21 protein-coding genes are annotated in these 24,777 nt (G+C 67.3%); 4 read left to right on the top strand and 17 right to left on the bottom strand.

The features are described 5' to 3' along the window. Positions 1 to 123 precede the first annotated feature (123 nt). From AC1RQF_RS31585 to AC1RQF_RS31555, 7 genes are all read right to left on the bottom strand, one after another. On the bottom strand, positions 124 to 954 hold the full coding sequence (locus AC1RQF_RS31585) for an OmpW/AlkL family protein (RefSeq protein WP_274000607.1): 831 nt from the start codon (positions 952 to 954) through the stop codon (positions 124 to 126). 19 nt (positions 955 to 973) lie between these two features. Continuing rightward, the gene (locus AC1RQF_RS31580; RefSeq protein WP_492874003.1) at positions 974 to 2,221 is read right to left on the bottom strand and encodes a DUF2957 domain-containing protein; all 1,248 of its coding nucleotides are present in this window, start codon (positions 2,219 to 2,221) and stop codon (positions 974 to 976) included. Between the two features lie 92 nt (positions 2,222 to 2,313). Beyond that, positions 2,314 to 3,702, bottom strand: coding sequence for a DUF2957 domain-containing protein (locus AC1RQF_RS31575; RefSeq protein ID WP_274000610.1), 1,389 nt, complete (start codon positions 3,700 to 3,702; stop codon positions 2,314 to 2,316). Positions 3,703 to 4,161: 459 nt separating this feature from the next. Further along, positions 4,162 to 5,109 (bottom strand): N-acetyl-gamma-glutamyl-phosphate reductase, encoded by a 948-nt coding sequence (gene argC, locus AC1RQF_RS31570; protein ID WP_492874001.1) that lies wholly within the window; start codon positions 5,107 to 5,109, stop codon positions 4,162 to 4,164. A gap of 187 nt (positions 5,110 to 5,296) precedes the next feature. Beyond that, entirely contained in the window at positions 5,297 to 5,869 is a 573-nt protein-coding gene (locus AC1RQF_RS31565; RefSeq protein WP_274000614.1) for a flavodoxin family protein, read from the bottom strand. 170 nt (positions 5,870 to 6,039) lie between these two features. After that, positions 6,040 to 6,639, bottom strand: coding sequence for a YbhB/YbcL family Raf kinase inhibitor-like protein (locus tag AC1RQF_RS31560; RefSeq protein ID WP_274000615.1), 600 nt, complete (start codon positions 6,637 to 6,639; stop codon positions 6,040 to 6,042). 250 nt (positions 6,640 to 6,889) lie between these two features. Beyond that, positions 6,890 to 7,579, bottom strand: coding sequence for an orotate phosphoribosyltransferase (locus AC1RQF_RS31555; RefSeq protein ID WP_274000616.1), 690 nt, complete (start codon positions 7,577 to 7,579; stop codon positions 6,890 to 6,892). Positions 7,580 to 8,054: 475 nt separating this feature from the next. On the opposite strand from AC1RQF_RS31555, the gene AC1RQF_RS31550 reads away from it, so the two are divergent. Continuing rightward, positions 8,055 to 10,331, top strand: coding sequence for an NADP-dependent malic enzyme (locus AC1RQF_RS31550; RefSeq protein ID WP_492873999.1), 2,277 nt, complete (start codon positions 8,055 to 8,057; stop codon positions 10,329 to 10,331). 561 nt (positions 10,332 to 10,892) lie between these two features. Here AC1RQF_RS31550 and AC1RQF_RS31545 read toward each other — a convergent pair. Beyond that, entirely contained in the window at positions 10,893 to 14,474 is a 3,582-nt protein-coding gene (locus tag AC1RQF_RS31545; protein WP_492873997.1) for an indolepyruvate ferredoxin oxidoreductase family protein, read from the bottom strand. Positions 14,475 to 14,793: 319 nt separating this feature from the next. Here AC1RQF_RS31545 and AC1RQF_RS31540 point away from each other — a divergent pair, with 319 nt between their 5' ends. Further along, a complete protein-coding gene (locus AC1RQF_RS31540) occupies positions 14,794 to 14,988 on the top strand; it encodes a hypothetical protein (protein WP_274000622.1) in 195 nt (64 codons plus the stop codon). 78 nt (positions 14,989 to 15,066) lie between these two features. On the opposite strand, the gene hppD is transcribed toward AC1RQF_RS31540, so the two are convergent. Continuing rightward, the gene (gene hppD / locus AC1RQF_RS31535) at positions 15,067 to 16,164 is read right to left on the bottom strand and encodes a 4-hydroxyphenylpyruvate dioxygenase (RefSeq protein ID WP_492873995.1); all 1,098 of its coding nucleotides are present in this window, start codon (positions 16,162 to 16,164) and stop codon (positions 15,067 to 15,069) included. 154 nt (positions 16,165 to 16,318) lie between these two features. Between hppD and AC1RQF_RS31530 the strand changes: the two genes are divergently transcribed. Then, positions 16,319 to 16,834: an Lrp/AsnC family transcriptional regulator gene (locus AC1RQF_RS31530; RefSeq protein ID WP_274000624.1), complete on the top strand. Its 516-nt coding sequence runs from the start codon at positions 16,319 to 16,321 to the stop codon at positions 16,832 to 16,834. A 65-nt stretch (positions 16,835 to 16,899) separates the two neighbouring features. On the opposite strand, the gene AC1RQF_RS31525 is transcribed toward AC1RQF_RS31530, so the two are convergent. The 8 genes from AC1RQF_RS31525 to paaA form a co-directional block, all read right to left on the bottom strand. Next, the gene (locus tag AC1RQF_RS31525) at positions 16,900 to 17,547 is read right to left on the bottom strand and encodes a GNAT family N-acetyltransferase (RefSeq protein ID WP_492873994.1); all 648 of its coding nucleotides are present in this window, start codon (positions 17,545 to 17,547) and stop codon (positions 16,900 to 16,902) included. Between the two features lie 232 nt (positions 17,548 to 17,779). Then, complete coding sequence (locus AC1RQF_RS31520; RefSeq protein ID WP_274000627.1) at positions 17,780 to 18,385, bottom strand: TetR/AcrR family transcriptional regulator; 606 nt, start codon at positions 18,383 to 18,385, stop codon at positions 17,780 to 17,782. A gap of 20 nt (positions 18,386 to 18,405) precedes the next feature. Further along, positions 18,406 to 19,230, bottom strand: coding sequence for a DUF1835 domain-containing protein (locus AC1RQF_RS31515; protein ID WP_274000629.1), 825 nt, complete (start codon positions 19,228 to 19,230; stop codon positions 18,406 to 18,408). A gap of 115 nt (positions 19,231 to 19,345) precedes the next feature. Next, a complete protein-coding gene (paaE, locus tag AC1RQF_RS31510; protein ID WP_274000630.1) occupies positions 19,346 to 20,434 on the bottom strand; it encodes a 1,2-phenylacetyl-CoA epoxidase subunit PaaE in 1,089 nt (362 codons plus the stop codon). Between the two features lies 1 nt (position 20,435). Then, positions 20,436 to 20,996 carry a 1,2-phenylacetyl-CoA epoxidase subunit PaaD gene (paaD, locus tag AC1RQF_RS31505; protein WP_274000631.1) on the bottom strand — a complete coding sequence of 187 codons (561 nt, stop codon included), beginning with the start codon at positions 20,994 to 20,996 and terminating at the stop codon, positions 20,436 to 20,438. A gap of 23 nt (positions 20,997 to 21,019) precedes the next feature. Continuing rightward, on the bottom strand, positions 21,020 to 21,823 hold the full coding sequence (gene paaC, locus AC1RQF_RS31500; RefSeq protein WP_492873991.1) for a 1,2-phenylacetyl-CoA epoxidase subunit PaaC: 804 nt from the start codon (positions 21,821 to 21,823) through the stop codon (positions 21,020 to 21,022). A 10-nt stretch (positions 21,824 to 21,833) separates the two neighbouring features. After that, a complete protein-coding gene (paaB, locus tag AC1RQF_RS31495) occupies positions 21,834 to 22,118 on the bottom strand; it encodes a 1,2-phenylacetyl-CoA epoxidase subunit PaaB (RefSeq protein WP_089439024.1) in 285 nt (94 codons plus the stop codon). A gap of 40 nt (positions 22,119 to 22,158) precedes the next feature. Further along, positions 22,159 to 23,157 (bottom strand): 1,2-phenylacetyl-CoA epoxidase subunit PaaA, encoded by a 999-nt coding sequence (gene paaA / locus AC1RQF_RS31490; protein WP_274000636.1) that lies wholly within the window; start codon positions 23,155 to 23,157, stop codon positions 22,159 to 22,161. Positions 23,158 to 23,344: 187 nt separating this feature from the next. Between paaA and AC1RQF_RS31485 the strand changes: the two genes are divergently transcribed. Then, positions 23,345 to 24,631 carry an SGNH/GDSL hydrolase family protein gene (locus AC1RQF_RS31485; RefSeq protein WP_492873988.1) on the top strand — a complete coding sequence of 429 codons (1,287 nt, stop codon included), beginning with the start codon at positions 23,345 to 23,347 and terminating at the stop codon, positions 24,629 to 24,631. The last annotated feature ends 146 nt before the right edge of the window (positions 24,632 to 24,777 follow it).

Genomic DNA, 24,777 nt, shown 5'->3' with positions numbered 1-24,777 from the left:
TTTGGCCTCCAACGCCCGTTTCCACTGGCGTCAGATTACCAACTGCACCCAAAGCTTCCACGGTTTCCCGCGATGAACCTTTTTTTTGCCCGCTTTTTGCCCGTTCGCCGGGCGCGGCCGGACTCAGAACTTGTACGACACCCCGACGAAGCTGATGATCGGGTCCGCCTTCAGCTCCGATTTCGACTCCGCCAGTTCGGTGCCGTCCGCGGCCTTGATCGTGACGGTCGAGGTGGTCTTCAACGGGATATACGTGACCGACGCGACGAGCCCCCAGTGATCGGTGATGTTGTACGTGAGCCCCGCGTTGAACACCGGCTGCCACGACGACGACGCCTTGGCGGACACCTGGGTCGTGCCCGGCTTGCCGGCGCCGGCCGCGAGGATCGCGCCGAGGTTGTCCTGGGTCTGCTTGATGAAGTTCGGCTGCAGCTGCAGGTCGCTGAACCAGTTGTATGACACCCCGACGCCGAGGAACGGCCGCAGCTTCGCGGTGGCCGCGCCGAAGTAGTACTGGAAGATCATCGCCGGGCTCCACTGCCGGACGCTCTTCACGATCGGATTGACGGGACCGATGCCGATGTTCTGCGAGCCGAGCGCGCCGGCCGGGCCGGGCGGCTGGATGGTGCCCTGTCCGGTGATCTTGAAGGTCGGCGGCACGCCGGCCACCGACGTGACCGCGATGTGATCGGTGAGGAAATGGCTGACCGTCAGCCCCACCGTGTCCGAGCCGCTGGTGTGCAGGCCGGTGCCGGGCGAGGTGAAGGACGCCGGCAGGCGCAGCGGCGTGTTGATCGGCGTCGGCGCGACATTGGTCGTGAGCGGCGAGGTGCTCTGCTGCGGCATGATGTGGAACCAGCCGAGCGTCACCACGTTGCTGCCGGCGCTTTGCGCATGCGCCGCGAGCGGGGCCAGCGCGGCGGCGCTCGCCGCCGCGCACAGGATTCTTTTCATCACGGGCTCCCGGTCGCGGTCACTGCACGAAGGCGCCGATCGTGAAGTACGGCGACGACGCGTTCGACATGTCGAGGAACCCGAATACCCCGCCCGTGAAGATGAACTTGCCGGTCGGCGTCGTGCTGCTCGCGTTCGTGTGCGTGGAGGTGACGACGCCGGGCACTGCCTGCGTGTAGTCGAGGTTCAGCGCGGTCGCGAGCGAGGCCTGCGATGCATTGAACGGATCGAGCAGGGTCGCCTGGGCGTTGCTCAGCGCGGTGGTCCGGTAGTCGAACTGGCTGTCGACGCCGATGTACTCGCCGTTCTGCGAACCGACCGCGAGCGTGGTCAGCGGCGCGAGGATCGAGATGCCGGATTCGTCGTCCGCGGTGAGGCCCGGCACGCCGTTCGCGTCGGGCTGCGGATTCGGATTCGCGACGCCGGTGCGGATCATGATCGGCACGAGCTGGTTGCGCAGCTTGCCGACGATGATGAAGCCCTTCGCCTCGGGCACGGTCGCGAGGGTCGGCTTGACCTGCCCCTGGTAGTGATCGGTCTCGAAGGCGCCGCTGCCGTCCGCCGATTGCACGAGGTTGGCGCCGGGCTGCCGGCAGGGGCCCGCGTAGATGCCGGTCGTGTCGCAGCGGCTCCAGGTGCCGTCGGCGTTGATCGTCACCTGCGCGTCGATGGTCGTCGGCGCGAAGCTCTGCGAGGGCACCTGGCCGTAGCCGAGCTGGTGATAGTTGCCCGCGAGGTTCGCGATATTGGTCTCGAGTGTCGTGAAGCCGATGAACGGGTAGTACGGGAACGTCGTGTCGGGCACCGCGCCCTGGCCGAGCAGGCCGCCGTACGAAATCTCCTTGCCGGGGATCGTGCCGCCCGCGACGCCCATCCCGATGAAGACCCGGGCGGGGCGCGTCGGGTCGAGGCTCGCGCCGTTCAGCCGGTAGGCGCAGTTGTTGAGCTTTTGCGTCGGCAGCTGGGTTTCCTGGGTCAGCGTCCCGCTCTGGGTGGTGCCGGCGCGCGTCGGCGTGACGGTCCCGGTGGTCTGCGGGATCGGCGACTCGACGTAGGTGACCTGCCAGGTGAGCTTGGTGGTGTCGAGCTGCAGCTGGACCAGTTCGCCGTCGCCGCCGCCGCCGGTGTAGGGCGTGCTGTAGTCGACCGAGGCCGGGCACAGCGCGGTTTCCACGAGCGGCGCGGGGTTGTTGTTGCTGTCGCCCCCGCCGCAGGCGGCGAGAAGGGGCACGGCGAAAGCCAGCGCCAGAACCAGGTTGCGCTTCATGTTGCTCCTCCAGATTGTCTTTATCGGCGGCCGGCTCCCTGTCGGCCGCATCTTGCTGCTGCCCTCTGCCCTGCGTGCGGCGCGCGCGCCGCTTATTTGCTGATCTGCGCGCCCACGCCGAAGTACGGCGCCGATGCGGTGCCGGAGACGGCCGACGTCGACGTGATGCCGCCGTTGACCTGGCCCTGCACCAGCGACGCGAACAGCCCGCCCGTCGCGATCACGTAGCCCGACGCCGCCGGCTGGTTCGCGGCCGCGGTCGTGGCGATGCCGAGCAGGCCGGGCGTCGTCTGCCCGTAGTCGAGCGTGAAGCCGGTTTCGGCGGCCTCGGTGCTCGGGTTGACGAAGGTGCCGGCCGTCCCCTTGATCACGGTCGCGGTGTACTTGAAGTTCGAATCGGCGCCTGCGTAGCCGCCGTCGACCGCGCCCGACGCCAGCGCGGTCGCGCTGCCGAGCACGGCGATGCCGGATTCGTCGTCGACCTGCGCGTCGAGGTGCAGCGGCGCGGTGCCGAGGTTCACGTTGCCGGTGCGGACGATCACCGGCACGGTCGCGCCGTTCAACTGGCCGATCACGAGGTGGGCGGTCGCCGACTTGCCGGTCGCGCCGACGATCGGCAACTGGGTCTGCGGCAGGATCTGCGGCGCCTTCGCGCTGTTGAAATAGCCGTTGCCGCTCGCCGTCCACGCCCCGCCCGTCGTCAGGCAGCCGGACGACGCGCTCGACGTGCACGCGCCGTTGGCGTCGAAGGTTTCGGTGGACTGGGTGCCCGCCGTCGCATAGTTGCCGGACGGCACGAGGTGATAGAGCAGCGCGTTGTAGGTGCCGGGCAGCTGGGCGAGATTGGTCGTCGTGCTGGCGAAGCCGAGGAACGGATAGAAGTCGAAATGCCGCTGCGGCACCTGGCCGACGTTCTGGGCGACGGTGATGCCGGCGACCGCGATGTCCAGCCCGGCGTACTGGATCGTCGCGCCCGGGATGCCGCCGCCCGCCACGCCGAAGCCGATCAGGATCATCGGCGGGTTGGCCTGGTTGAAATCGGCGGCGGTCGAATAGGTCGCGCCGGTCGCGCCCGCGGGGCCGCTGCCCGGCAGCAGGATGAAGGCGCAGCGGGTCTGCTCGGCGGTCGGCAGCGTGCCGGTGGGCGGATGCATCACGTTGCCGGTGATGGTCGTGCCGGCGCGGCTCGGCGTGACCGTGCCCGTCGCGAGCGGAATCGGCGATTCGAGCCACTTGAGCGTGTAGGTCATCGTCGTCGCGTTGATGTTCACGCTGACGATCTCGCCGCTGCCGGCCCCGCCGAGGTAGGTGCCGGCGCCGATGCTCGCGTCGGCCGGGCAGAGCGAGCCGTTTATCGGGATCGACGTGGGGGGGCCCTGGGTGCCGCAACTGGAACCTGAGCATTGCGAAACATTGACGGGGCCGGGGGGGCCGCCGTCACCGCCGCAGGCGGCGAGCAAAGGGGCGAGCGCAATGGCCATAGCCACCCCTTTCAAATAGGCGCGCGACATGCCGCTGTCTCCAATCTGTTTAATTGTCCGGACTAATTTGGCGGCGCATTTTTTTGATGTCAATTGATGGAATCGTCTAAAAAAGACGATTTAAACAATTAAGAATGTAAAAGCCTAATTGGCGTTTGGGATGGCGCGCAGCATTCAAACGAAATGAGCGTTTGAAATGAGCGTTGCAATGGCGCTGATTGGTCATGGAGATGCGGTTCCGGGCGAATATCATGCATCTTCGCGGAACGTTTGAAGGGCGAAAATATAAGGTGATTCCCTATTGGGGATTTCGAGTGATTTTATATTGTCGGATGAATGAAATTATAATTTTTGTAAATCTATGTTAATGGCGGGGATTTATTTTAAAGGCTTTCATTTCGGAAGCTTTTAAAATGAAAAAGCCGGCCCAGGGCCGGCTTTGCGGGAGGCGGGGAACGTTCAGCGGCGCAGGCCGCTGTCCTCCTCCGCGCCGATGTTCAGGTTCATGCACTGGATCGCCGCGCCCGACGCACCCTTGCCCAGGTTGTCGAGCCGCGCGACCGTGACGAAGCGCTCGGCGGTGCCGAACACGAACAGGTCGACCCGGTTGGTGTCGTTGCTGGCCTGCACGTCGAAGAAGCCGTCGTCGAGGTTGTCGGCGGCGTCGTACGGTGCGACGCGCACGAACGCCTCGCCCGCGTAGTGCTCGGCGAATACGCGCTGCACGTCCTGCGGGGTCACGCGCTTCGCGAGCTGGCTCGGCGTGAAGTAGGTGGTGACCGCGAGGCCCTTGTAGAACGGCCCGACGATCGGCGTGAACAGCGGCGCGTTCGCGAGGCCGGTGTGCGCGGCCATTTCCGGCAGGTGCTTGTGCGCGAGCGCGAGCGCATACGCGCGCGGGCTGGCGAGCCGGCCGCCCGTGTCGGCCTCGTAGTCGGCGATCATCTTCTTGCCGCCGCCGCTGTAGCCGGTGATCGAGTAGCTGTGCGCGGCGAAGTCCAGCGCGACGATCCCCGCGTCGACGAGCGGGCGCATCGCCAGCACGAACGCCGACGCATGGCAGCCCGGCACCGCGATGCGCTTCGCGCCGCGGATCCGCGCGCGCTGCGCGCGGTTCAGCTCCGGCAGGCCGTAGGCCCAGTCGGCGCTGGTGCGGAACGCGGTGCTCGCGTCGATCAGCGTGGTGCGATCGTTGTCGACGAGCGACGCCGACTCGCGCGACGCGACGTCGGGCAGGCACAGGAAGGTCACGTCCGAGGCGTTGATGAGGCGCCGGCGTGCGTCGACATCCTTGCGCTGCGCTTCGTCGATCCGCAGGATTTCGATATCGTCGCGCGCGGACAGGTATTCGAAGATCTTCAGGCCGGTCGTACCTTCCTGGCCGTCGACAAAAACTTTCGTGCTCATCTCGCTCTCACAGAATCGGGGGCGGTTGACGCGGATTGCGCCGGAGAAACCGACATTTTAAGACGTGTTGCATTGCATCGTAACCGGATGCGGCCAAAAAAAGACGGCCCGCGGGTCGTCTTGTGTCCCTGATTGCCCGCGCCGGCGCGGGCATACCAGCGCGGGCATACCGGCGCGGGCGGGGCGTTCAGCGCGCGCCGGCGATCCAGCGCGCGGCGGCCGTCGCGACGCGCGCGCCGAACAGCTTCGCGGTCTCGAGGTCGCCCGGCAGGGGGCCTTCGTCCGGCGACGAGTCGGCCGGCGATTGCCCGAGCAGGCCGCTGAAGCTGCCGAGGAAGTTGACGTCGTTGCGGGTCGCGGCTTTCGTGTTGGCGGGCATCATGCCGGTGCCGACCCACACCATGCCGTGCTGCATCGCAAGCGTGACGAAGTACTGGAGCGTCGAGAACTTGTCGCCGTTCATCGACGCCGAATTGGTGAAGCCCGCCGCGAGCTTGTCCTTCCACTTCTGCGTGAACCAGGCCTTGGAACTGGCGTCCGCGAACTGCTTGAACTCGGCGGAGGCGCCGCCCATGTAGGTCGGCGCGCCGAAGACGATCGCGTCGGCCGCGTCGAGCGCGGCCCAGGCTGCGTCGTCGAGGTCGCCGACGGCGATGAGCCGGGCGTTGGCGCCTGCGTTCTGCGTGCCGGCATGCACGGCCTCGGCCAGCTTCTTCGTATGGCCGTAGCCGCTGTGATAGACGATGACGATGTTGGACATGCGGAAATCCTCGGAAAAGAGAGCAACACGACGCCCGGACGGGCCGGGCGGTTCAGGAGGCGCGGCCGGGCCGCGATGCGTGCAACGGGGATGAGTCTAGCAACGCGCGCCGGCCGGAAAGCATGCCCGCGCGCACTACAGTGTTTCGCCGATGACGGCAATCGTGAGGCTTACTGGCCGTAAGTGACGACGATCTGCGCCGAGCCGATCGCTTCCGTGCCGATCTCATGGTCGAACATCTGCGCCGGCCGTCCGCTCGCGACGCGCAGGTCGTTGGACTTCAGCGCGTAGACCGTGATCACGTAGCGATGCGGCTTGCCGGGCGGCGGGCAAGGTCCGCCGTAGCCGTCCGAGCCGAAGTCGTTGCGGGCCTCGGTCGCGCCAAGCTTCTTGAGGTAGCCGGATGCGCTGGCGTCGGTGGGCAGGCTCGCGACGTCGGGAGGAATGCCGGCTGCGGCCCAGTGCCACCAGCCGTGGCCGGGCGCGTCGGGATCGAGCATCGTGATGGCGAAGCCGCGGGTGCCGGGTGGGGGATTGCGCCAGCTGAGCTGGGGTGAGCGGTTGCCGCCTTTGCAGTCGCCCTGGTTGAAGACCTGGGCCGCGCCGACGCGGCTGCCGGCGCGCAGATCGTCGCTGCTCAGCGTGAAGGCATCCTGCGCATGCGCGCGAGGCGTGGCGAGCGCGGCCGCGCAGAGGCAAAGGCCGGCGAAAAGGAACGGGGGCAGGCGACGGGGCGAACCAGGCGGAACGACTCGGCGACCCATACGCATATGGCGCTTCTCCCGTCACATAGGCCGGCATGAGCCGGCGCGGATTGTTGTGGCGACCCTTGGCACGTCAGAGGCCAGTCTAACATTAGGGACGCATGACGAGCGCGTCGGGAGGTCAAAGGGACGCATGGCGCGGGCCATGAAAAAGCCGCCTGTCGCGACGACAGGCGGCTTGCGGAGCGGGGGCGACGGCGGGCGGCCGCGCGGGCGTTGCCGGGGGCGTGACGCCCTCGGCGCAACGCCAGGAGCGTTACGCCGAGGGCGTGCCGGTGGCGCCGCCGTGCGCAGCCGACCACTCGGCCGGCGCGTGCAGGAATTTCTCGACTTCGTCGAGCGTCTTGGTCTCGAAGTAGCCGGAGGCTTTCGCGACGCGCAGCACGTCCCACCAGGTCGCGAGCGCGTGAAGGTCGACGTCGATGTCCTTCAGGACCGACACGCTTTCCTTGAAGATGTTGTAGTGGAACAGCACGAAGCAGTGATTCACCTGCGCGCCCGCGGTGCGCAGCGCGTTGATGAAGTTGATCTTGCTGCGGCTGTCGGTGGTCAGGTCCTCGACCAGCAACACGCGCGAACCTTCGTCGAGCTTGCCTTCGATCTGGGCGTTGCGGCCGAAGCCCTTCGGCTTCTTGCGCACGTACTGCATCGGCACCATCAGGCGATCGGCGAGCCACGCCGCGAACGGGATGCCGGCGGTTTCGCCGCCCGCGACCGCGTCGATCTGCTCATAGCCGACGTCGCGCAGGATCGTCGCTTCCGCCATCTCCATCAGGCCGCGGCGCACGCGCGGATACGAGATCAGCTTGCGGCAGTCGATATAGACCGGGCTGGCCCAGCCCGACGTGAAGATGAACGGCTTTTCGGCGTTGAAGTGCACCGCCTGCACTTCGAGCAGCATTTTGGCGGTCGTGTCGGAGATCGTCTGGCGATCGAAGCCTGTCATGGGCATTCCTTGGGTGATGTGCGAGGGGCGGGCGCGGGCCCGATGGCGCAGCAAGTGAGGCCCCGGCGGGGTGGCGGGACCGGCGAGGGGCCGGTGAACCATTTCGCTGCGCGCGTAGCCCGCTATTTTACCCGATTCGGCCGTCATTTAGCGCCGCCGAGCGCGCGGCGACCCGCGACGCCGGCCGCCGCGCACCCGGAATCGTCCGATGATTCGAAGTCCGTGCGAATGCTTGCGCGAGGCGCGCCGGGTACCGCGCCGCAGCAACGATTTGCCGGGCACGAGGTGTACACTAGGCGACCCTTAGAAATTGCTCGGCATCCGGTACCTCCCTCTTGCCATCCGCCAAGGTTCGATGGCGCGCCAACCCGGCGCGCGACGGCCGCCGCAGTCGACTATCCCCTCGATTTCCCGGAACGCGGCTCACGGTATCTGGTGCCGAGTCCTTAATTACGCAGTCTCTCGCAGGTCAATCATGGACGAACAACTGAAGCAGGCAGCCCTTGCCTACCATTTGAATCCGAAACCCGGCAAGATTTCGGTCACCCCCACCAAGCCGCTGTCGAACCAGCTGGATCTGTCGCTGGCGTACTCGCCGGGCGTCGCCGCTGCGTGCGAAGCGATCCACGCCGATCCGCTCGATGCGCAGAAATACACGTCGCGCGGCAACCTCGTCGGCGTCGTGACCAACGGCACGGCGGTGCTCGGCCTCGGCAACATCGGCCCGCTCGCCGCGAAACCGGTGATGGAGGGCAAGGGCTGCCTGTTCAAGAAGTTCGCGGGCATCGACGTGTTCGACATCGAGCTGGCCGAATCCGACCCGGACAAGCTGGTCGACGCGATCGCGATGCTCGAGCCGACGCTCGGCGGCATCAACCTCGAGGACATCAAGGCGCCCGAGTGCTTCTACATCGAGCAGAAGCTGCGCGAGCGGATGAAGATTCCCGTCTTCCACGACGACCAGCACGGCACGGCGATCATCGCGTCCGCGGCGATCCTGAACGGCCTGAAGGTGGTCGGCAAGTCGCTCGGCGAAGTGAAGCTCGTGTGCTCGGGCGCAGGCGCGGCGGCGATCGCCTGCCTCGACCTGCTGGTCAAGCTCGGCCTGAACCAGGCGAACGTGCTCGTGGCCGATTCGAAGGGCGTGATCTACGAAGGGCGCGGCAATCTCGATCCGTCCAAGCAGCGCTATGCGGCGCACACCGACGCGCGTACGCTCGGCGACGCGATCCAGGGCGCCGACGTGTTCCTCGGCTGTTCGAGCGCGGGCGTGCTGAAGCAGGAGATGGTCAAGACCATGGGCGACCGGCCGCTGATCCTCGCGCTCGCGAACCCGGAGCCGGAGATCCGCCCGGAAGACGCGAAGGCGGTCCGCCCGGACGCGATCGTCGCGACCGGCCGTTCGGACTACCCGAACCAGGTCAACAACGTGCTGTGCTTCCCGTTCATCTTCCGCGGCGCGCTCGACGTGGGCGCGACGACGATCACCGAGGAGATGAAGCTCGCGTGCGTGCGCGCGATCGCCGAGCTGGCGCAGGAAACCGACCAGAGCGAGGAAGTGGCGAAGGCCTACGAAGGCCATTCGCTCGAATTCGGCCCGGACTACCTGATCCCGAAGCCGTTCGATCCGCGCCTGATCATCAAGATCGCGCCGGCCGTCGCGCAGGCCGCGATGGATTCCGGCGTCGCGACGCGCCCGATCCAGGACATGGATGCGTACCGCGAGCAGCTCGGCGCGACCGTGTACCGCACCGGCATGGTGATGCGTCCGGTGTTCGCGACGGCGAAGTCGAAGGCCGCGCGGATCGTGTTCGCGGAAGGCGAGGACGAGCGCGTGCTGCGCGCCGCGCAGTTCGTGCTGCAGGAGAAGATCGCGAAGCCGATCATCGTCGGCCGTCCGTCGGTCGTCGAGATGCGCCTGCAGAAGATCGGCTCGAAGCTCAAGTGCGGCGTCGATTTCGAGATCGTGAATCCGGAAGACGATCCGCGCTACCAGCAATGCTGGCAGGCCTATCACGAGGTCGGCGCGCGCGACGGCGTGACGCCCGAGGTCGCGAAGGCGGCGCTGCGCAAGTTCAACACGCTGATCGGCGCGATGCTGGTGAAGCTGGGCGATGCCGACGGCATGATCTGCGGCATGATCGACACGTACCACAGCCACCTGAAGTTCATCGAGCAGGTGCTGGGCCGCGCGTCGGGCGCCGAGCATTTCGCGGCGATGAACCTGCTGATGCTGCCGGGCCGCAACCTGTTCATGTGCGACACCTACGTGAACGAGCTGCCGAGCGCGGAACAGCTGGCCGACATGACGATCCAGGCGGCTGCCGAGATCGAGCGCTTCGGCATCACGCCGAAGGCCGCGCTGCTGTCGAACTCGAACTTCGGCAGCGCGCCGTCGGCGTCGTCGCGACGCATGGCGGAAGCGCGCCGGCTGATCGCCGAGCGTGCGCCGCAGCTCGAGGTCGACGGCGAAATGCACGGCGACGCGGCGCTGTCCGAGGCCGTGCGCAAGGCCGCCTTCCCGGGCACCGCGCTGCACGGCGAGGCGAACCTGCTGATCATGCCGAACGTCGAGGCGGCGAACATCGCGTACAACCTGCTCAAGATGGTCGGCGGTGAAGGCGTGACGGTCGGGCCGTTCCTGCTCGGCGCGGCGAAGCCGGTGCACATCCTGACGCCGGCCGCGACGGTGCGCCGGATCATCAACATGACGGCGGTGGCCGCGGCGAACGTCAACAACGTCGCGCGCTGACCCGAGGCGGCGCGGCTGCGCCGCCTGCGTCATCCACGCCACGAAACGCGCGTTTCGTGGCGTTTTTTTTCGCGTGCGGCCCGGCGCTCAGCGGTGTGGGGCATGCGCCTGGGTTCGGTCCGACCGTTCCGGATGGGGCGGCGTGGCAGGCTGCGGCGGCCATGGATGATTGGGCGCATGGGGCAAGCCGGCCGGATCGTTGCCCGCGGCCCGGCGGGCGCACGTTCAGGTCCGAACCGACCATCCCGGTTCAGTCTCAGCCGGTTTGGCAGGCCGCGGCCGCCGTGACCTGTCGCGGACGGTTTTCCGTGGATTCCCGCGCGCCCGAACCGGCGCGAGGAATCGCCGATGAACCGGATGAACGAAGCCTGCGACGAGACGCCGGCGCGCCGCGTATGGCGGATGCGCCGTCGCATCGCATGGGTGCGCCCGGCGATCGTCGCTGCGCCGACTGTCTGGCGGTGATCGGCCGATCGATCGGCGAGGCGGCGCTACGCCGGCCGGGCAGGCAAAAAAGAAGGCGGCCTGAGCCGCCTTCCTTCAATGCCGGACGCCGCGTGTTCAGGCGACGTGCCGCGCCGTGTCACCCGAGCCGTTCCAGCGCCCGGTCAGCGTCTTCCACTTGATCCGCACCGCGCGCAGGTTGTTCTCCTTCACGTGGCCGTAACCGCGGATCTCGTCGGGCAGGTTCGCCAGCTCCAGCGCGAGCGGCATCTTGCTCGCCGTCAGCCCGCCGATCAGCTGCCCGATCAGCGCTTCGTACTCGCCGATCAGCGCGCGCTCGGTGCGCCGTTCCTCGGTACGGCCGAACGGATCGAACGCCGTGCCGCGCAGGAATTTCAGCTTCGCGAGCAGGCGGAACGCCGGCAGCATCCACGAACCATACTGCTTCTTGATCAGATGGCCGTGCGCATCCTTCTTCGCGAACAGCGGCGGCGCAAGGTGGAACTTGAGCTTCCAGTCGCCGTCGAACTGCGCCTTGAGCCGGGCCAGGAACGCCGGATCCGACTGCAGGCGCGCGACCTCGTACTCATCCTTGTACGCCATCAGCTTGTACAGGTTGCGCGCGACCGCCTCGGTCAGCGCTTCCTGCGCGAGATCGGAGCTGCTGAGCGCGCGCTCGGCAGCCCGCACCTTGCCGAGGACGGCGGTGAAGCGCGCCGCGTAGGCGGCGTCCTGATAGGCGCTCAGATGCTGGACGCGCGTGGCGATCAGGGCGTCGACGGCCTTCTTCGTGTGCAGCGAGATCACCGTCGCGCCGGCGGACGCCTGTACGCCGCCCGAGGCGGCCTTCCGCACGCTCGCCAGGTCGTGCGCGGCGCGCCGGCCCCAGTCGAACGCCGCGCGGTTCTTGTCGATCTGCACGCCGTTCAGTTCGATCGCGCGCACGAGCGAGGCGAGCGACAGCGGCAGCCAGCCGCGCTGCCATGCGTAGCCGAGCATGAACGGGTTGGTGTAGATCGCGTCGCCGAGCAGCGCGACCGCGAAGTGGTTCGCGTCGATCAGGTCGACGTCGTTGCCGGCGGCGGCGCGGATGTCCTGTTCGGCGCTCAGGCCCGGGAAGGACCACTTCGGGTTCTTGATGAACTCGGCGGTCGGCGTCTGTGCGCTGTTGACGACGACGCGCGTGACGTCATGGCGCATCCGCGACGTGCATTCGTCGCCCGCCGTCACGATCGAGTCGCAGCCGATCACGAGGTTGGCGTCGCCCATCGCGATGCGGGTCGCGTGGATGTCGGACGGCGCGTTCGAGATCTGCACGTGGCTCATCACGGCGCCGCCCTTTTGCGCGAGGCCGGTGACGTCGAGCACCGTGACGCCCTTGTTCTCGAGGTGCGCGGCCATCCCGAGCAGCGCGCCGATCGTCACGACGCCGGTGCCGCCGACGCCCGTGACCAGCACGCCGAAGGTATGGTCGAGAGCGGGCGGGACGGGCTCGGGGATCGCGGGCAGCGCGCTGCCGTCGACCGACACCGCCTTCGGCTTCTTCAGCTCGCCGCCTTCGACGGTCACGAAGCTCGGGCAGAAGCCCTTCACGCACGAGAAGTCCTTGTTGCAGCTGGACTGGTTGATCTGGCGCTTGGTGCCGAACTCCGTCTCAAGCGGTTCGACCGACAGGCAGTTCGACTTCACCGAGCAATCGCCGCAGCCTTCGCAGACCGCCTCGTTGATCACGGCGCGCTTGGCCGGGTCCGGATACGCGCCGCGTTTGCGGCGGCGGCGCTTCTCGGTCGCGCAGGTCTGGTCGTAGATCAGGATCGTGGTGCCCTCGATCTCGCGCAGCATGCGCTGCACGTCGTCGAGCGCGTCGCGGTGATGGATCGTCACGCCCGGCGCGAGCAGCGTCGTGCCCTGGTACTTCTCGGGCTCGTCGGTGACGATCACGATTTTCTTCGCGCCTTCGGCCGCGAGCTGGTGCGTGATCTGCGGCACCGTGAGGACGCCGTCGACGGGCTGGCCGCCCGTCATCGCGACCGCATCGTTGTAGAGGATCTTGTAGGTGATGTTCGCCTTCGAGGAGATCGCCGCGCGCACGGCGAGCAGCCCCGAGTGGAAATAGGTGCCGTCGCCGAGGTTCGCGAACACGTGCTTCTCGTCGGTGAACGGCGCCTGGCCGATCCACGGCACCCCTTCGCCGCCCATCTGGCTGAAGGTGCTGGTGCTGCGGTCCATCCAGACCGTCATGTAGTGGCAGCCGATGCCGGCGATCGCGCGCGAGCCCTCGGGCACGTTGGTCGAGGTGTTGTGCGGGCAGCCGGAGCAGAACCACGGCTTGCGCTCGGTCGTCACGTGGGGCTTCGCGAGCGCCATCTCCTTCGCGTTGATCACCGCGATGCGCGCGGCGATCCGTGCGCGCACGTCGGACGGCAGGTCGAACTTGTCGAGCCGCGTCGCGATCGCCTTCGCGATGATCGCGGGCGACAGCTCGTAGTGTGCGGGCAGCAGCCAGTTGCCCATCGGCACCGACCATTCGCCGCCCGCGCCGTCCTTCTCGTCGAACTTGCCGAACACGCGGGGACGCTGGCCGTCCGGCCAGTTGTACAGCTCTTCCTTGATCGCGTATTCGAGGATCTGGCGCTTCTCCTCGACCACCAGGATTTCCTCGAGGCCGCGCGCAAACGACTGCGCGCCCTGCGCTTCGAGCGGCCACACGCAGCCGACCTTGTAGAGGCGGATGCCGATGCGCGCGCAGGTATCGTCGTCGAGGCCGAGGTCGCTGAGCGCCTGGCGCACGTCGAGGTAGGCCTTGCCGCCCGTGATGATGCCGAAGCGCGCGTGCGGCGATTCGATCTCGATGCGGTCGAGCTTGTTCGCGCGCACGTAGGCGAGGGCCGCGTACCACTTGTAGTCGAGCAGGCGGGCTTCCTGCACGAGCGGCGGATCCGGCCACCGGATGTTGAGGCCGCCCTCGGGCATCATGAAGTCGGTCGGCAGCACGATCTGGGTGCGGTGCGGATCGATGTCGACGGAGGCCGACGATTCCACCACGTCGGTCACGCACTTGAGCGCGACCCACAGGCCGGAATAGCGGCTCATCGCCCAGCCGTGCAGGCCGAAGTCGAGATATTCCTGGACGTTGGACGGGAACAGCACCGGAAGCCCGCAGGCCTTGAAGATGTGCTCGGACTGATGGGCCAGCGTCGAGGACTTGGCCGCGTGGTCGTCGCCCGCGAGCACGAGCACGCCGCCGTGGCGGGACGAGCCCGCGGAGTTCGCGTGCTTGAATACGTCGCCCGTGCGGTCGACGCCCGGGCCCTTGCCGTACCACATCGAGAACACGCCGTCGTGCTTCGCGCCGGGGTACAGGTTGACCTGCTGAGAGCCCCACACGGCGGTGGCGGCGAGGTCTTCGTTCAGGCCGGGCTGGAAGACGATCTGGTGCGCGGCCAGGTGCTTCTGCGCTTTCCACAGCGACAGGTCGAGCCCGCCGAGCGGGGAGCCCCGATATCCGGAAATGAAGCCGGCGGTGTTGAGGCCGGCGGCGCGATCGCGTTCCTGCTGGAGCATCGGCAGGCGGACCAGCGCCTGGATGCCGCTCATGTACGCGCGACCGCGTTCGAGCGTGTATTTGTCATCGAGCGTGACGGATTTCAGCGCGGCTTCCAGTGACGCGCGCTGACCTGCGTCTAGCGGGGCATTCATTGTCTTATCTCCTCCACCCAGTTTGGGATCGCCAAAACTCGCGCGTCGGCGTCTTGTGAACGCGTCGGCCCGGGGCCGCCATATTGGCGGGTTTTAAGCGATGGTAGCACTGGGGGAAACCCGCCGCTTGCCGCTCGGGAACAGCGCGGGAGGCCGATGAATCAGCACGGAATCAAGGCGTTACAGCATGTAAAAGCATGTAAATCGGGGCGCATTGCGCGCCGAATGCCATTAGCCTGACGGCCTGCCTGGAGGCGCCCCCGGTTTATCCGCGCGTTGATGCGATGGCGGCGCGGCCAGGCGCTGAAAAGGAGGTGCTATGCATACACGACATATCCAGAATTTCCTGATGGTGTCCACGGCCTTTTTCGCGATGAGCGGGCCGGCCCGTTCGGCGGGCGCGAGCGCGTTGGCGGTCGCGGCGATGCCGCAGCTGCAGGTCGTGCCCGCCGTGGGCGACATCGCGGTGACCGGCTGGGCGGCGCCGCGCGCAGTGCGCCCCGCGGCGGCCTGAAACGCCGGGCCGGAATGAAGAAAGGGCGGGAATCGGAGGATTCCCGCCCTTTTCATTGGCATCGGCCGCGCGGGCCGCTTATGCCTTGTCCTGCACCACGCCGCGGCGGATCTGGTCGAGTTCGATCGATTCGAACAGCGCCTTGAAGTTGCCTTCGCCGAAACCCTGGTTGCCCTTGCGCTGGATGATCTCGAAGAAGATCGGCCCGATCTGGTTCTCCGTGAAGATCTGCAGCAGCAGGTCGTCGTGCGCGCCGTCGATCAGGATCTTGCGTTTCTTCAGTTCGTCGAGCGACTCGCCGTGGTTCGGCACGCGGCGGTCGACCAGCTCGTAGTAGGTGTCGATCGTGTCGAGCAGCGTGACGCCCTTGGCGCGCAGGCCGTCGACCGCGCCGTAGATGTCGGCCGCGCCGAGCGCGATGTGCTGGATCCCTTCGCCGCGATAGGCGTCGAGGTATTCCTGGATCTGGCCGGCCGTGTCCGAGCCTTCCTCGTTGATCGGGATGCGGATCTTGCCGCACGGCGAGGTCATCGCCTTCGACTTCACGCCGGTCACCTTGCCTTCGATGTCGAAGTAGCGGACTTCGCGGAAGTTGAACAGGCGCTCGTAGAACTCCGCCCATTCCTGCATGCGGCCGCGGTGGACGTTGTGCGTCAGGTGATCGATATAGGTGAGGCCGTGGCCCGCCGGGTTCGGCTCCGCGCCGGCGATCGGCTCGAAGTCGACGTCATAGATGCTGATGTCGCCGATGCTGCCGGGCGCCGCGCCGTTCTTGCCCTTCCAGCGGTCGACGAAGTAGATCAGCGAATCGCCGATGCCCTTGATCGCCGGGATGTTCAGTTCCATCGGGCCGGTCTTGTTGTCGAAGCCCCATGCGCCGAGATCGCGCGCGTGGCGGTAGGCCTTCGCCGCATCCTGCACGCGGAACGCGATCGCGCAGATCGACGGCCCGTGCAGACGCGCGAAGCGCTGCGCGAACGAATCGGGCTCCGCGTTGACGATGAAGTTGATGTCGCCCTGGCGATACAGCGTCACGTCCTTGTGGCGGTGGCGCGCGACGGCGGTGAAGCCCATCCGTTCGAACAGCTGGCCGAGCGCCTTCGGGTCCGGCGCCGTGTATTCGATGAATTCGAAGCCGTCGGTGCCGACGGGATTGTCCCAGGTTGGGATCTGCATGGTGTCTCCTGATGCCCTTGGCGGGCTGTATCGCGGGAAGGTCTGCGTGCGGCAAAGTGTAGCGGGGCGGGGCGGGCGGATACTTGCGAACTTAATCGCGGCTCGCTACGCTTGCGCAATTTCCCAATCAAATAAACGACCGGAGAGGCAGAAAATGGCGCGCGTGGAATTGGACGCGATCGATCGGCGGATCCTGGCCATCCTGCAGGAGAACGGGCGGCTCTCGAACCAGGAGATCGCCGAGCGGGTGAACCTGTCGCCGAGCCCGTGCCTGCGGCGGATTCGGCGGCTCGAGGAGGCTGGCGTGATCACGGGATACGTGGCCTTGCTCGATCCGCAGAAGCTCGGGCTCGACCTGCTCGCCTACGTGAGCGTGCGGCTCGAGAAGCGCGGCGGCCTCGCGCCGGCGCGCGGCGACGAAGCGTCGGCCCGCGCCGGCGCGACGCACGCGCAGTTGTTCCGCGCGGCGGTGCAGGCCTGGCCGGAGGTGGTCGCGTGCCACGCGATGACGGGCGACATGGATTACCTGCTGCGCGTGCAGGTCGAGGACATGGCGCATTTTTCGCGCTTCGTGCAGGAGCAGTTGCTGCACCATCCGTCGGTGATCGACGTGAAGACGAGCTTCTCGCTCGAACGCTTCAAGGAGACGACCGCGCTGCCGATCCGCTGAGCGCGCGCCAAATGAAACGGGCGGCCCTGGAGGCCGCCCGTGCATGCTGGCGAGGATGAGGCCGCTCAGGCCGTCAGCCCCGCGGGCAGCAGCGATTCGAAGATCTGCGTGGCGCGCTGCGCCTGACGCTTGAGCGCGTAGTCGAACACCGCGGCCTGCTCCTGCATCATTTCGGCGAGGATCGTCGAATGATCGGCGGGCGGCAGCGACAGGTAGGCATCGGCTTCGCCGTACGCGTATTCGATCCGCATGCCCGACTTCTTCGCGATGTGCATCATCGTGGCGTTGCGCGACAGGCAGTGCATATAGAGCATCGTCACCTGGGTGTTGCGGCTGCGGATCGCGGCGCGCTCGAACAGCTTCGAGCCGACGCCGTTGCCGCGCGCGCATTCGAGCACCGACACGCCGAACTCGGCGGTGCGCTTGTCGCCCTCGGCCGGCAGGTAGGCCAGATGGCCGACGCCGATCAGCTTGAGCTGGTGGTCGAAGACGCCGAACACCGTGTCGCGCGAGAAATCGATCGTGCGGACGTAGTTGTCGAGCACGTGATCGGGGACGATCTGGCCGAAGCGGAGCAGGCGATCGTCGTCGTCGAGCGTGAGAAAGTGCGTGAGCAGTTGCTCGCGGTCGGTGGAAGCCAGTTCCCGGACGAGAACCGGCGCGGGGCCGACGTTGCCGGACCACGCGGCAGGACGGCTGTCAGGCGTGTTCATCGTGGGTTCCTCAAAAGACCGTGCAATCGATTTGGTGCAATGCAACAACAGTTTAGCCGATCGACGGTTCGGAACCTGGGGAAAACCCGAGTATTGTTTCGAGTATGAATTCTAGATATGTTTTAAATTTCCTGTAAACGTCTGTTTTTGCAGGAAATTTGCATAAATGTCGGGAGGGGCGACAGGCAAGCGCACTGTCATTCCCACGCAACGCATGCTGCTTTGCGGAAAATCAAGCCGTGCCGGACAGGCCGTTCTCGATCATGTCGATCACCTGCTCGGCGAAGTCGCGGTAGCCGAGGCGGCCGCCCGGCTTGAGCCAGGTGAAGGTCCAGTTGATCATCCCGAACACCATCATCGTCACCGAGGTCTGGTTTTCCTTCGCGATGCGTTCCGGATACGCGCGCGCCAGCTGCCGCGCGAACGCGGCGACGATATCGCGCTGCCGGTCGAGGATCACCTGGCGCTGCGTGTCTTCGAGGTACTTGACGTCGTTGAGCAGCGCGACGTGGCGGCTGTGCGAGGTCTCGTACTCCGCGAGGAAGGTCCGCACCAGCTCGGCGAACGCGTCGCGCTCGCTGAGGCCGCGCCGCTGGCTCACGCCCTCGACCTCGGCGATGATCAGCATCAGCCGCTTCGTGTAGCGGTCGAGCAGGTCGAACAGGATCGCTTCCTTGCTCTCGTAATAGTGATAGAGGCGCGCCTTCGAGGTGCCGCTCGCGGTGGCGAGGTCCGTCATCGACGTGCTCGGGTAGCTGGTCTGGGCGAACTTGGCGGCGGCGAGGTCGAGGATCTGCTCGCGCTGGGATTCGTGGTCGGGCGCTCGGGTGCGGGCCATGGGAGAGTCGTCTGCTCGGGTTAGCGGGGGGAGGCGGGGACGGCGCGCAGCGTGAGCGCACGCAGGTTGTCGATGCTCGGTTCGCCGCCGCGCAGCTCGACGCGGCCGGCCGCCGCCAGCTCGCGGCAGCGCCAGAACGCGATCGAGTCGCTGACGAACAGGTGGCCGCGGTCGGCGCAGCCCATCACCGAGCCGATCGTGCGGGCCGCCGGCGCCCATTCGCCGGGCACGTGTTCGAGCACGAGCACATCGAGGTCGGCATAGTGGCCGCTCTTGAAGGTATTGCCGATCCAGTAGCGCAGTTCCGCATTGGCCTGCTTGGCCTCCTGCCATTCGAGCGCGAGCCGGCTGATGCGCAGCACCGAGATCGGCGCGGCCTCCGGCAGCTTCGCGCGCAGCGTCGCGGGCGGAAAGATGCCGGTGGCGGTGGCGGTGTCGGTGCGCAGGTGGACCCACGACTGCGGATCGTCGACATCGGCGCTCGACAGGCGCACTTCGTTCAGGCGCTGCGGGACATTGCGCAGATGGTAGGCGACCCGCCGCAGCATCAGCTGGTCGGCGACGCTCTGCGCATGCCAGACCACCACCTGCCCATCGCCGGCGGCGAGCTGTTCGAGCGTCGCGAGCTCGTCGCGCACCTCGGTCTGCCAGTCCGGCAGGATGTCGCCCATCACGCGCTCCCAGAAGGCGGCGCGCGTGTCGGGAAGCTCGTCGATGCCGCGCAGCGGGCCGATGGCCAGGTCGTCGCGCAATTCGATGACGCGCTCGTCGCGACCCGCGTCGGCAAGCGCGACGCGCAGGGAAGCGGCGGCGGAGCCGCCCAGGGTGACGTGGAGAGTACTCATGGGCCTGTCGTCGACAAAGGAAAGCCGCCCGGCGACCGGCGCGGCGAAGCGGCCGGCCGACGGGCGGCCCCTAGTGTAAGCGAGATGGCCGGCGGCGCGAAACCGCCGGCTCGGCTCAGCGCTCGTCGTAGCTGACCACGACCCGGTCGCTGATCGGATGACACTGGCAGGTCAGGACGAAGCCGTCCTTCACCTCGTGGTCCTCGAGCGTGTAGTTCTTGTCCATGCGGACCTCGCCCTCGAGCACCTTCGCGCGACAGGTGCAGCAGACGCCGCCCTTGCACGCGTACGGCAGCGCGAGACCGGCGCGCAGGCCGATGTCGAGCAGGCTGACGCCTTCATACGGCAGGCGCAGCTTGCGGCGATTGCCGTCGAGCACGATCTCGAGGTCGGCGGCGGGCGTCGCATCGGTGATGTCGACGCTCGGCGCGCCCGCCTGCGGCAGCGGCGAGCCGAAGCGCTCGACGTGGATCCGGCCGGCTGGTACGCCGGCCGCGGCCAGAGCGGCCTCGGCGGCGTCCATCATCGGCGCCGGGCCGCAGATGAAGGCCTCGTCGATCGAGGCGGCGGGCGTCAGCGTGTCGAGGAAGGCCGCGCATTTCTCCTGGTTCAGCACGCCGTTGAAGAGTTCGACGTCCTGCAGGTCGTCGGACAGCACGTGGTACAGCGCGAACCGTTCCATGAAGCGGTTCTTCAGGTCCTCCAGCTCCTCGGCGAACATGATCGCGTCGACGCTGCGGTTGCCGTAGATCAGCGTGAAGCGGCTGCGCGGCTCCAGTTCGAGCGTGGTCTTGATGATCGCGAGCACCGGCGTGATCCCCGAGCCGCCCGAGAACGCGACGTACTGCTTGCCGTGCCCGGCGTTCAGATGGGTGAAGAAGCGGCCGTCGGGCGTCATCACGTCGATCGTGTGGCCGGCCTTGAGCGTGTCGAACGCGAAGTTCGAGAAGCGGCCGCCGCGCACCCGCTTGATGCCGATGCGCAGCTCGCCGTCGCGGTCGTAGTCGGTGGTGCCGACGCAGATCGAGTACGAGCGCCGCGTTTCCTCGCCATCGATGTGGGTTTTCAGCGTGACGAACTGGCCCTGCGTGAAACGGTAGTGTTCGCGCAGTTCGGGCGGGACCTCGAAGGAGACCGTGACCGCGTCGGCGGTCTCGGGTCGCACGTCGCGGATGCGCAGCGGGTGGAATTGCGGAGTCGCCATATCAGTAGGGTTTGAAGTAGTCGAAGGGTTCGCGGCAGTCGACGCAGCGGTAGAGCGCCTTGCAGGCCGTCGACGCGAACTGGGCGAGACGTTCCGTGTCGGCCGACCCGCAGCGCGGGCACGCGGGCGCCGCGAGCGGCTTCGGGCGGAAACGCACGACCCGTTCGGCGGGCGCGGCGGCGCTCCCGCATTGGCCGGTCGGCGGCGCGATGCCGTACGCGCGCAGCTTGTCGCGGGCTTCCGCGGTGATCCAGTCGGTGGTCCAGGCGGGCGCGAGCACGGTCTCGATGCGGTGCGCGGGCAGGCCGGCCCGGGCGAGCGCGAGCCCGATGTCCTCGGCGATCTGCGACATCGCCGGGCAGCCCGAGTAGGTCGGCGTGATGACCACGTCGAGCGTGCCGTCGGCCGCGCGCCGGACCTCGCGCAGGATGCCCAGCTCGCGGATCGACACGACCGGGATTTCCGGGTCGGGCACCGCTTCGAGCACGCGCCAGGCCTCGGCGACGAGCGGGTCGGCGTGGCGCGGTGCGGTGGGGGCGGGATCGTGGAGGGCGGGCATCATCGGGCTCCGTGACGGCTCGGCGCTTACCAGGACGCGTCCGGATGCTGGCGTGCGAGGCTCTGCATCTCGGCGAGCAGGAAGCCCATGTGTTCCGAGTGTTCGCCGAGCTTGCCGGTCGGCACGTGTCGGACCGGCTCGGGCAGCGCGAGCGTTGCCTCGGCGAGGGCGGCGTCGATATCGGCGCGCCACGCGGCTTCGAGCGAGGCCATCGTCGGGCCGATGCCGGTGGCAGCGACGGCGTCCTCGACCGCGTCGATCGAGAAGAATTCGCGGGTGTACGGGATCAGGTAGTCGAGCGCGGCCTGCGCGCGGCGGTGCGACTCGTCGGTGCCGTCGCCGAAGCGGACCAGCCATTCGCGCGCGTGGTGCTCGTGATAGCGGGTTTCCTTGATCGACTTGGCGGCGATGGCCGCGAGCTGCGGATCGCGGGAGGTCTCGAGCGCGGTCCACGCGTGCAGCATCAGCGTCGCGTAGAAGAAATTGCGCACGATCGTGACCGCGTAGTCCTTGTCCGCCTGCGCGGTGCCGGACAGCGGCCCGTAGTGCGGCAGCTCGACCAGCGTGTAGTTGGCGAACTCGCGCTCGGTGCGGAAGTATGCGTAGTCGTCCTCGGTGCGCGCGGGGCCGCCGAGCCGGCGATCGAGGTCGGCCGCATGCGTGTAGAGCAGGCGGGCTTGGCCGATCAGGTCGAGGCTCATGTTGGTGAGCGCGATGTCCTCTTCGAGGATCGGGCCGTGGCCGCACCATTCGGCATTGCGCTGGCCGAGGATCAGCGCGTTGTCGGCGAGGCGCAGCACGTAGGCGAGATGCTGTGGGGTGATCGTCATGGCGCGCCGCTTACATGTGGTTGACTTCGTCGGGCAGCGTATAGAACGTCGGATGGCGATAGATCTTGTCGCCCGCCGGTTCGAACAGCTCCGCCTTCTCGTTCGGATCGGACGCGGTGATCGCCGCCGACGGCACCACCCAGATGCTCACGCCTTCCTGGCGGCGCGTGTAGACGTCGCGCGCCATGCGCAGCGCCATCGACGCGTCGGCTGCGTGCAGGCTGCCGCAATGCTTGTGGTCGAGTCCCTGCTTGCTGCGCACGAACACTTCCCAGATTGGCCATTCCTTGTTCATCACTGTCTCCTGATTCCTGAATGCGGGGCGGCGGCGTGCTTCACGCAGCCTGCGGGTGTTCGCGGGCGCGGCGCTTCTGCTCGTGCGCGAGCGCGGCGGCGCGGACCCAGGCGCCGTCGTCGTGCGCCTTCACGCGGGTGGCGAGGCGCTCCTTGTTGCACGGGCCGTCGCCGTTGACCACGCGCCAGAATTCATCCCAATCGATCGCGCCGTAGTCGAAATGGCCGCGCGCCTCGTTCCACGTGAGGTCCGGGTCGGGCAGCGTGACGCCGAGCACCTTCGCCTGCTCGACGGTCGCGTCGACGAACTTCTGGCGCAGGTCGTCGTTCGAGATGCGCTTGATGCCCCACTTGCTCGACTGGTTGCTGTGGATCGAGTCGGCGTCGCTGGGGCCGAACATCATCAGGACCGGCCACCACCAGCGGTTCACGGCCTGCTGCACCATCTCGCGCTGGGCGTCAGTGCCCTTCATCATCGCGAGCAGCGCGTCGAAGCCCTGGCGCTGATGGAACGACTCCTCCTTGCACACGCGGATCATCGCGCGCGCGTAGGGGCCGTAGGTGCAGCGGCACAGCGGGATCTGGTTCATGATCGCGGCGCCGTCGACGAGCCAGCCGATCACGCCGACGTCCGCCCAACTGGGCGTCGGATAGTTGAAGATGCTTGAATATTTGGCCTTGCCGGCGTGCAGCGCGTCGATAAGCGTGTCGCGCGACACGCCGAGCGTTTCGGCCGCGCTATATAGATAGAGGCCGTGGCCCGCCTCGTCCTGGACCTTCGCGAGCAGAATCGCCTTGCGCTTGAGGCTCGGGGCGCGGGTGATCCAGTTGCCTTCGGGCAGCATCCCGACGATTTCCGAGTGCGCGTGCTGCGAAATCTGGCGCACGAGGGTCTTGCGATACGCGTCGGGCATCCAGTCCTGCGGCTCGATCTTGCCGTCGGCGGCCATGACGGCGTCGAATCGGGCCAGTTCGGGCGAATCGGCGGCGCCATCGAGCGGCGCGACGTTGCCGGAGATGTCGAGGGATTGCGTGTACATGTCGATGGACTCGTCCAGGGGAATGTGTCTGCAGTATAAATTAACCGACCGGACGGTTAATAAATTATTTGAGCCTGTGCATGTGAGACGAGGGTAAACCACAAGATGCGGGAGTCGGTGCTGGTCGAGGCGGAGTGTGCGAGGGATCTGGGGCAGAATGCACTTCCTTTCTCGTGAGGTGATGCGCATGACATTCCGCCGCTGTTTCCCCGTTCTCGCAGGTTGCGCCGCGCTGGTGCTGTCGCAGTGGGCGTCGGCTGCCGGGGGCGGCGCGCCGGGCGCGGCGTCGCATTGGGTGGCGGCCTGGGCGAGCGCGCTGCAGCCGATTCCGGAACTGGCTGTGCCACCGCCGCTGTACAAGGCGCCGGACGTGGCCGGGCGCACGGTGCGCCAGATCATCTACCCAACGGTGGCCGGGCGGGCGGTGCGCGTCCGGGTGAGCAACGCGTACGGCGGCACGCCGCTTGTGATCGAGGCGTTGCGGATCGGACGTTCGGCGGGGGGCGCGGCGGTGCGGGACGGGGCGTCGGCGCCCGTGACGTTCGGCGGGCGCGCGGGGGTGGAAGTGCTGCCTGGGCAGGAACGGGACAGCGATCCGGTTGCATTCGAGGTCGCGGCGGGCGAGCCCTACGCGCTCAGCCTATATATAGGCGCGCGCCAGCGGATGTCGGTGTGGCATCGGGTGGCGAACCAATTCAACTATGTGTCGGTGCCGGGCAACCATGTGGCTGATTCCGCCGCGCAGGCGTTCCGGGCGCGCTTCACGCAATCCGCGTGGGTGAGCGAGTTGGCCGTGGAGAGTCCGGAGCCGTCGGCGGGCGTGCTGGTCGCGATCGGCGATTCGATTACCGACGGCCTGCGCTCGAGCATGAACCAGAATCGCCGGTGGCCCGACGCGCTGGCGCGCCGGGTGTCGGCATTGGGTGGGCGGCCGGTGGGCGTTGTGAATCTGGGGATCAGCGGCAATCGTCTGCTCAGCGATTCGCCGTGCTACGGCGAGGCGCTGGAGAAGCGCTTCGCGCGGGATGCGCTGTCGCGCACGGGGGCGCGGGCGGCGGTGCTGCTGATCGGCATCAACGACATCAATTTTGCCGCGATGCCGCCGCGCGCGGGGCTCGATTGCGACGCGCCGCATACGCAGGTGAGCGCGGCCGCGCTGATTGCCGGGTATCGACGGCTGATCGCGGCTGCGCACGAGCGTGGCGTGGCGTTGTATGGCGCGACGCTGACGCCGGCGGGGCTGCCGCCGGCGCGCGAGGCGATCCGGGTGGCGGTCAACGAATGGATCCGGACGTCGCGGGCGTTCGATGGCGTGGTGGATTTCGATGCGGCGCTGCGGGATCCGGCGCGGCCTGGCGTGCTGCAACGACGCTATGACAGCGGTGACGGCATCCATCCGAGTGACGCGGGGTACGCGGCGATGGCGGATGCGGTGCCTCAAGCCTGGCTGGAGGCGTTGACGAAGGGCCGCTGAGCGGGGGAGGCGCCCGATCGGGCGCCTTTTTCATAAAATTTTAATGAAACCCTTAAAAAGGGCTTGCGTGGCGGGAAAAGCGTGCCTACAATCACGCCTCTTTCGCGCTAACGGAAACGCAGCGCGAAGGAAGAGAAGCAAAGCCT

It is taken from the genome of Burkholderia sp. GW821-FHT14F03, from assembly GCF_058803765.1.
This window is presented reverse-complemented; position numbering and strand designations above follow the sequence as displayed.

What these genes read in the sequence shown, in the direction of transcription:
- AC1RQF_RS31585 (WP_274000607.1), bottom strand. Translation starts at nt 954, where the DNA reads ATGAAAAGAATCCTGTGCGCGGCGGCGAGCGCCGCCGCGCTGGCCCCG.
- AC1RQF_RS31580 (WP_492874003.1), bottom strand. Translation starts at nt 2,221, where the DNA reads ATGAAGCGCAACCTGGTTCTGGCGCTGGCTTTCGCCGTGCCCCTTCTC.
- AC1RQF_RS31575 (WP_274000610.1), bottom strand. Translation starts at nt 3,702, where the DNA reads ATGGCCATTGCGCTCGCCCCTTTGCTCGCCGCCTGCGGCGGTGACGGC.
- argC (WP_492874001.1), bottom strand. Translation starts at nt 5,109, where the DNA reads ATGAGCACGAAAGTTTTTGTCGACGGCCAGGAAGGTACGACCGGCCTG.
- AC1RQF_RS31565 (WP_274000614.1), bottom strand. Translation starts at nt 5,869, where the DNA reads ATGTCCAACATCGTCATCGTCTATCACAGCGGCTACGGCCATACGAAG.
- AC1RQF_RS31560 (WP_274000615.1), bottom strand. Translation starts at nt 6,639, where the DNA reads ATGCGTATGGGTCGCCGAGTCGTTCCGCCTGGTTCGCCCCGTCGCCTG.
- AC1RQF_RS31555 (WP_274000616.1), bottom strand. Translation starts at nt 7,579, where the DNA reads ATGACAGGCTTCGATCGCCAGACGATCTCCGACACGACCGCCAAAATG.
- AC1RQF_RS31550 (WP_492873999.1), top strand. Translation starts at nt 8,055, where the DNA reads ATGGACGAACAACTGAAGCAGGCAGCCCTTGCCTACCATTTGAATCCG.
- AC1RQF_RS31545 (WP_492873997.1), bottom strand. Translation starts at nt 14,474, where the DNA reads ATGAATGCCCCGCTAGACGCAGGTCAGCGCGCGTCACTGGAAGCCGCG.
- AC1RQF_RS31540 (WP_274000622.1), top strand. Translation starts at nt 14,794, where the DNA reads ATGCATACACGACATATCCAGAATTTCCTGATGGTGTCCACGGCCTTT.
- hppD (WP_492873995.1), bottom strand. Translation starts at nt 16,164, where the DNA reads ATGCAGATCCCAACCTGGGACAATCCCGTCGGCACCGACGGCTTCGAA.
- AC1RQF_RS31530 (WP_274000624.1), top strand. Translation starts at nt 16,319, where the DNA reads ATGGCGCGCGTGGAATTGGACGCGATCGATCGGCGGATCCTGGCCATC.
- AC1RQF_RS31525 (WP_492873994.1), bottom strand. Translation starts at nt 17,547, where the DNA reads ATGAACACGCCTGACAGCCGTCCTGCCGCGTGGTCCGGCAACGTCGGC.
- AC1RQF_RS31520 (WP_274000627.1), bottom strand. Translation starts at nt 18,385, where the DNA reads ATGGCCCGCACCCGAGCGCCCGACCACGAATCCCAGCGCGAGCAGATC.
- AC1RQF_RS31515 (WP_274000629.1), bottom strand. Translation starts at nt 19,230, where the DNA reads ATGAGTACTCTCCACGTCACCCTGGGCGGCTCCGCCGCCGCTTCCCTG.
- paaE (WP_274000630.1), bottom strand. Translation starts at nt 20,434, where the DNA reads ATGGCGACTCCGCAATTCCACCCGCTGCGCATCCGCGACGTGCGACCC.
- paaD (WP_274000631.1), bottom strand. Translation starts at nt 20,996, where the DNA reads ATGATGCCCGCCCTCCACGATCCCGCCCCCACCGCACCGCGCCACGCC.
- paaC (WP_492873991.1), bottom strand. Translation starts at nt 21,823, where the DNA reads ATGACGATCACCCCACAGCATCTCGCCTACGTGCTGCGCCTCGCCGAC.
- paaB (WP_089439024.1), bottom strand. Translation starts at nt 22,118, where the DNA reads ATGAACAAGGAATGGCCAATCTGGGAAGTGTTCGTGCGCAGCAAGCAG.
- paaA (WP_274000636.1), bottom strand. Translation starts at nt 23,157, where the DNA reads ATGTACACGCAATCCCTCGACATCTCCGGCAACGTCGCGCCGCTCGAT.
- AC1RQF_RS31485 (WP_492873988.1), top strand. Translation starts at nt 23,345, where the DNA reads ATGACATTCCGCCGCTGTTTCCCCGTTCTCGCAGGTTGCGCCGCGCTG.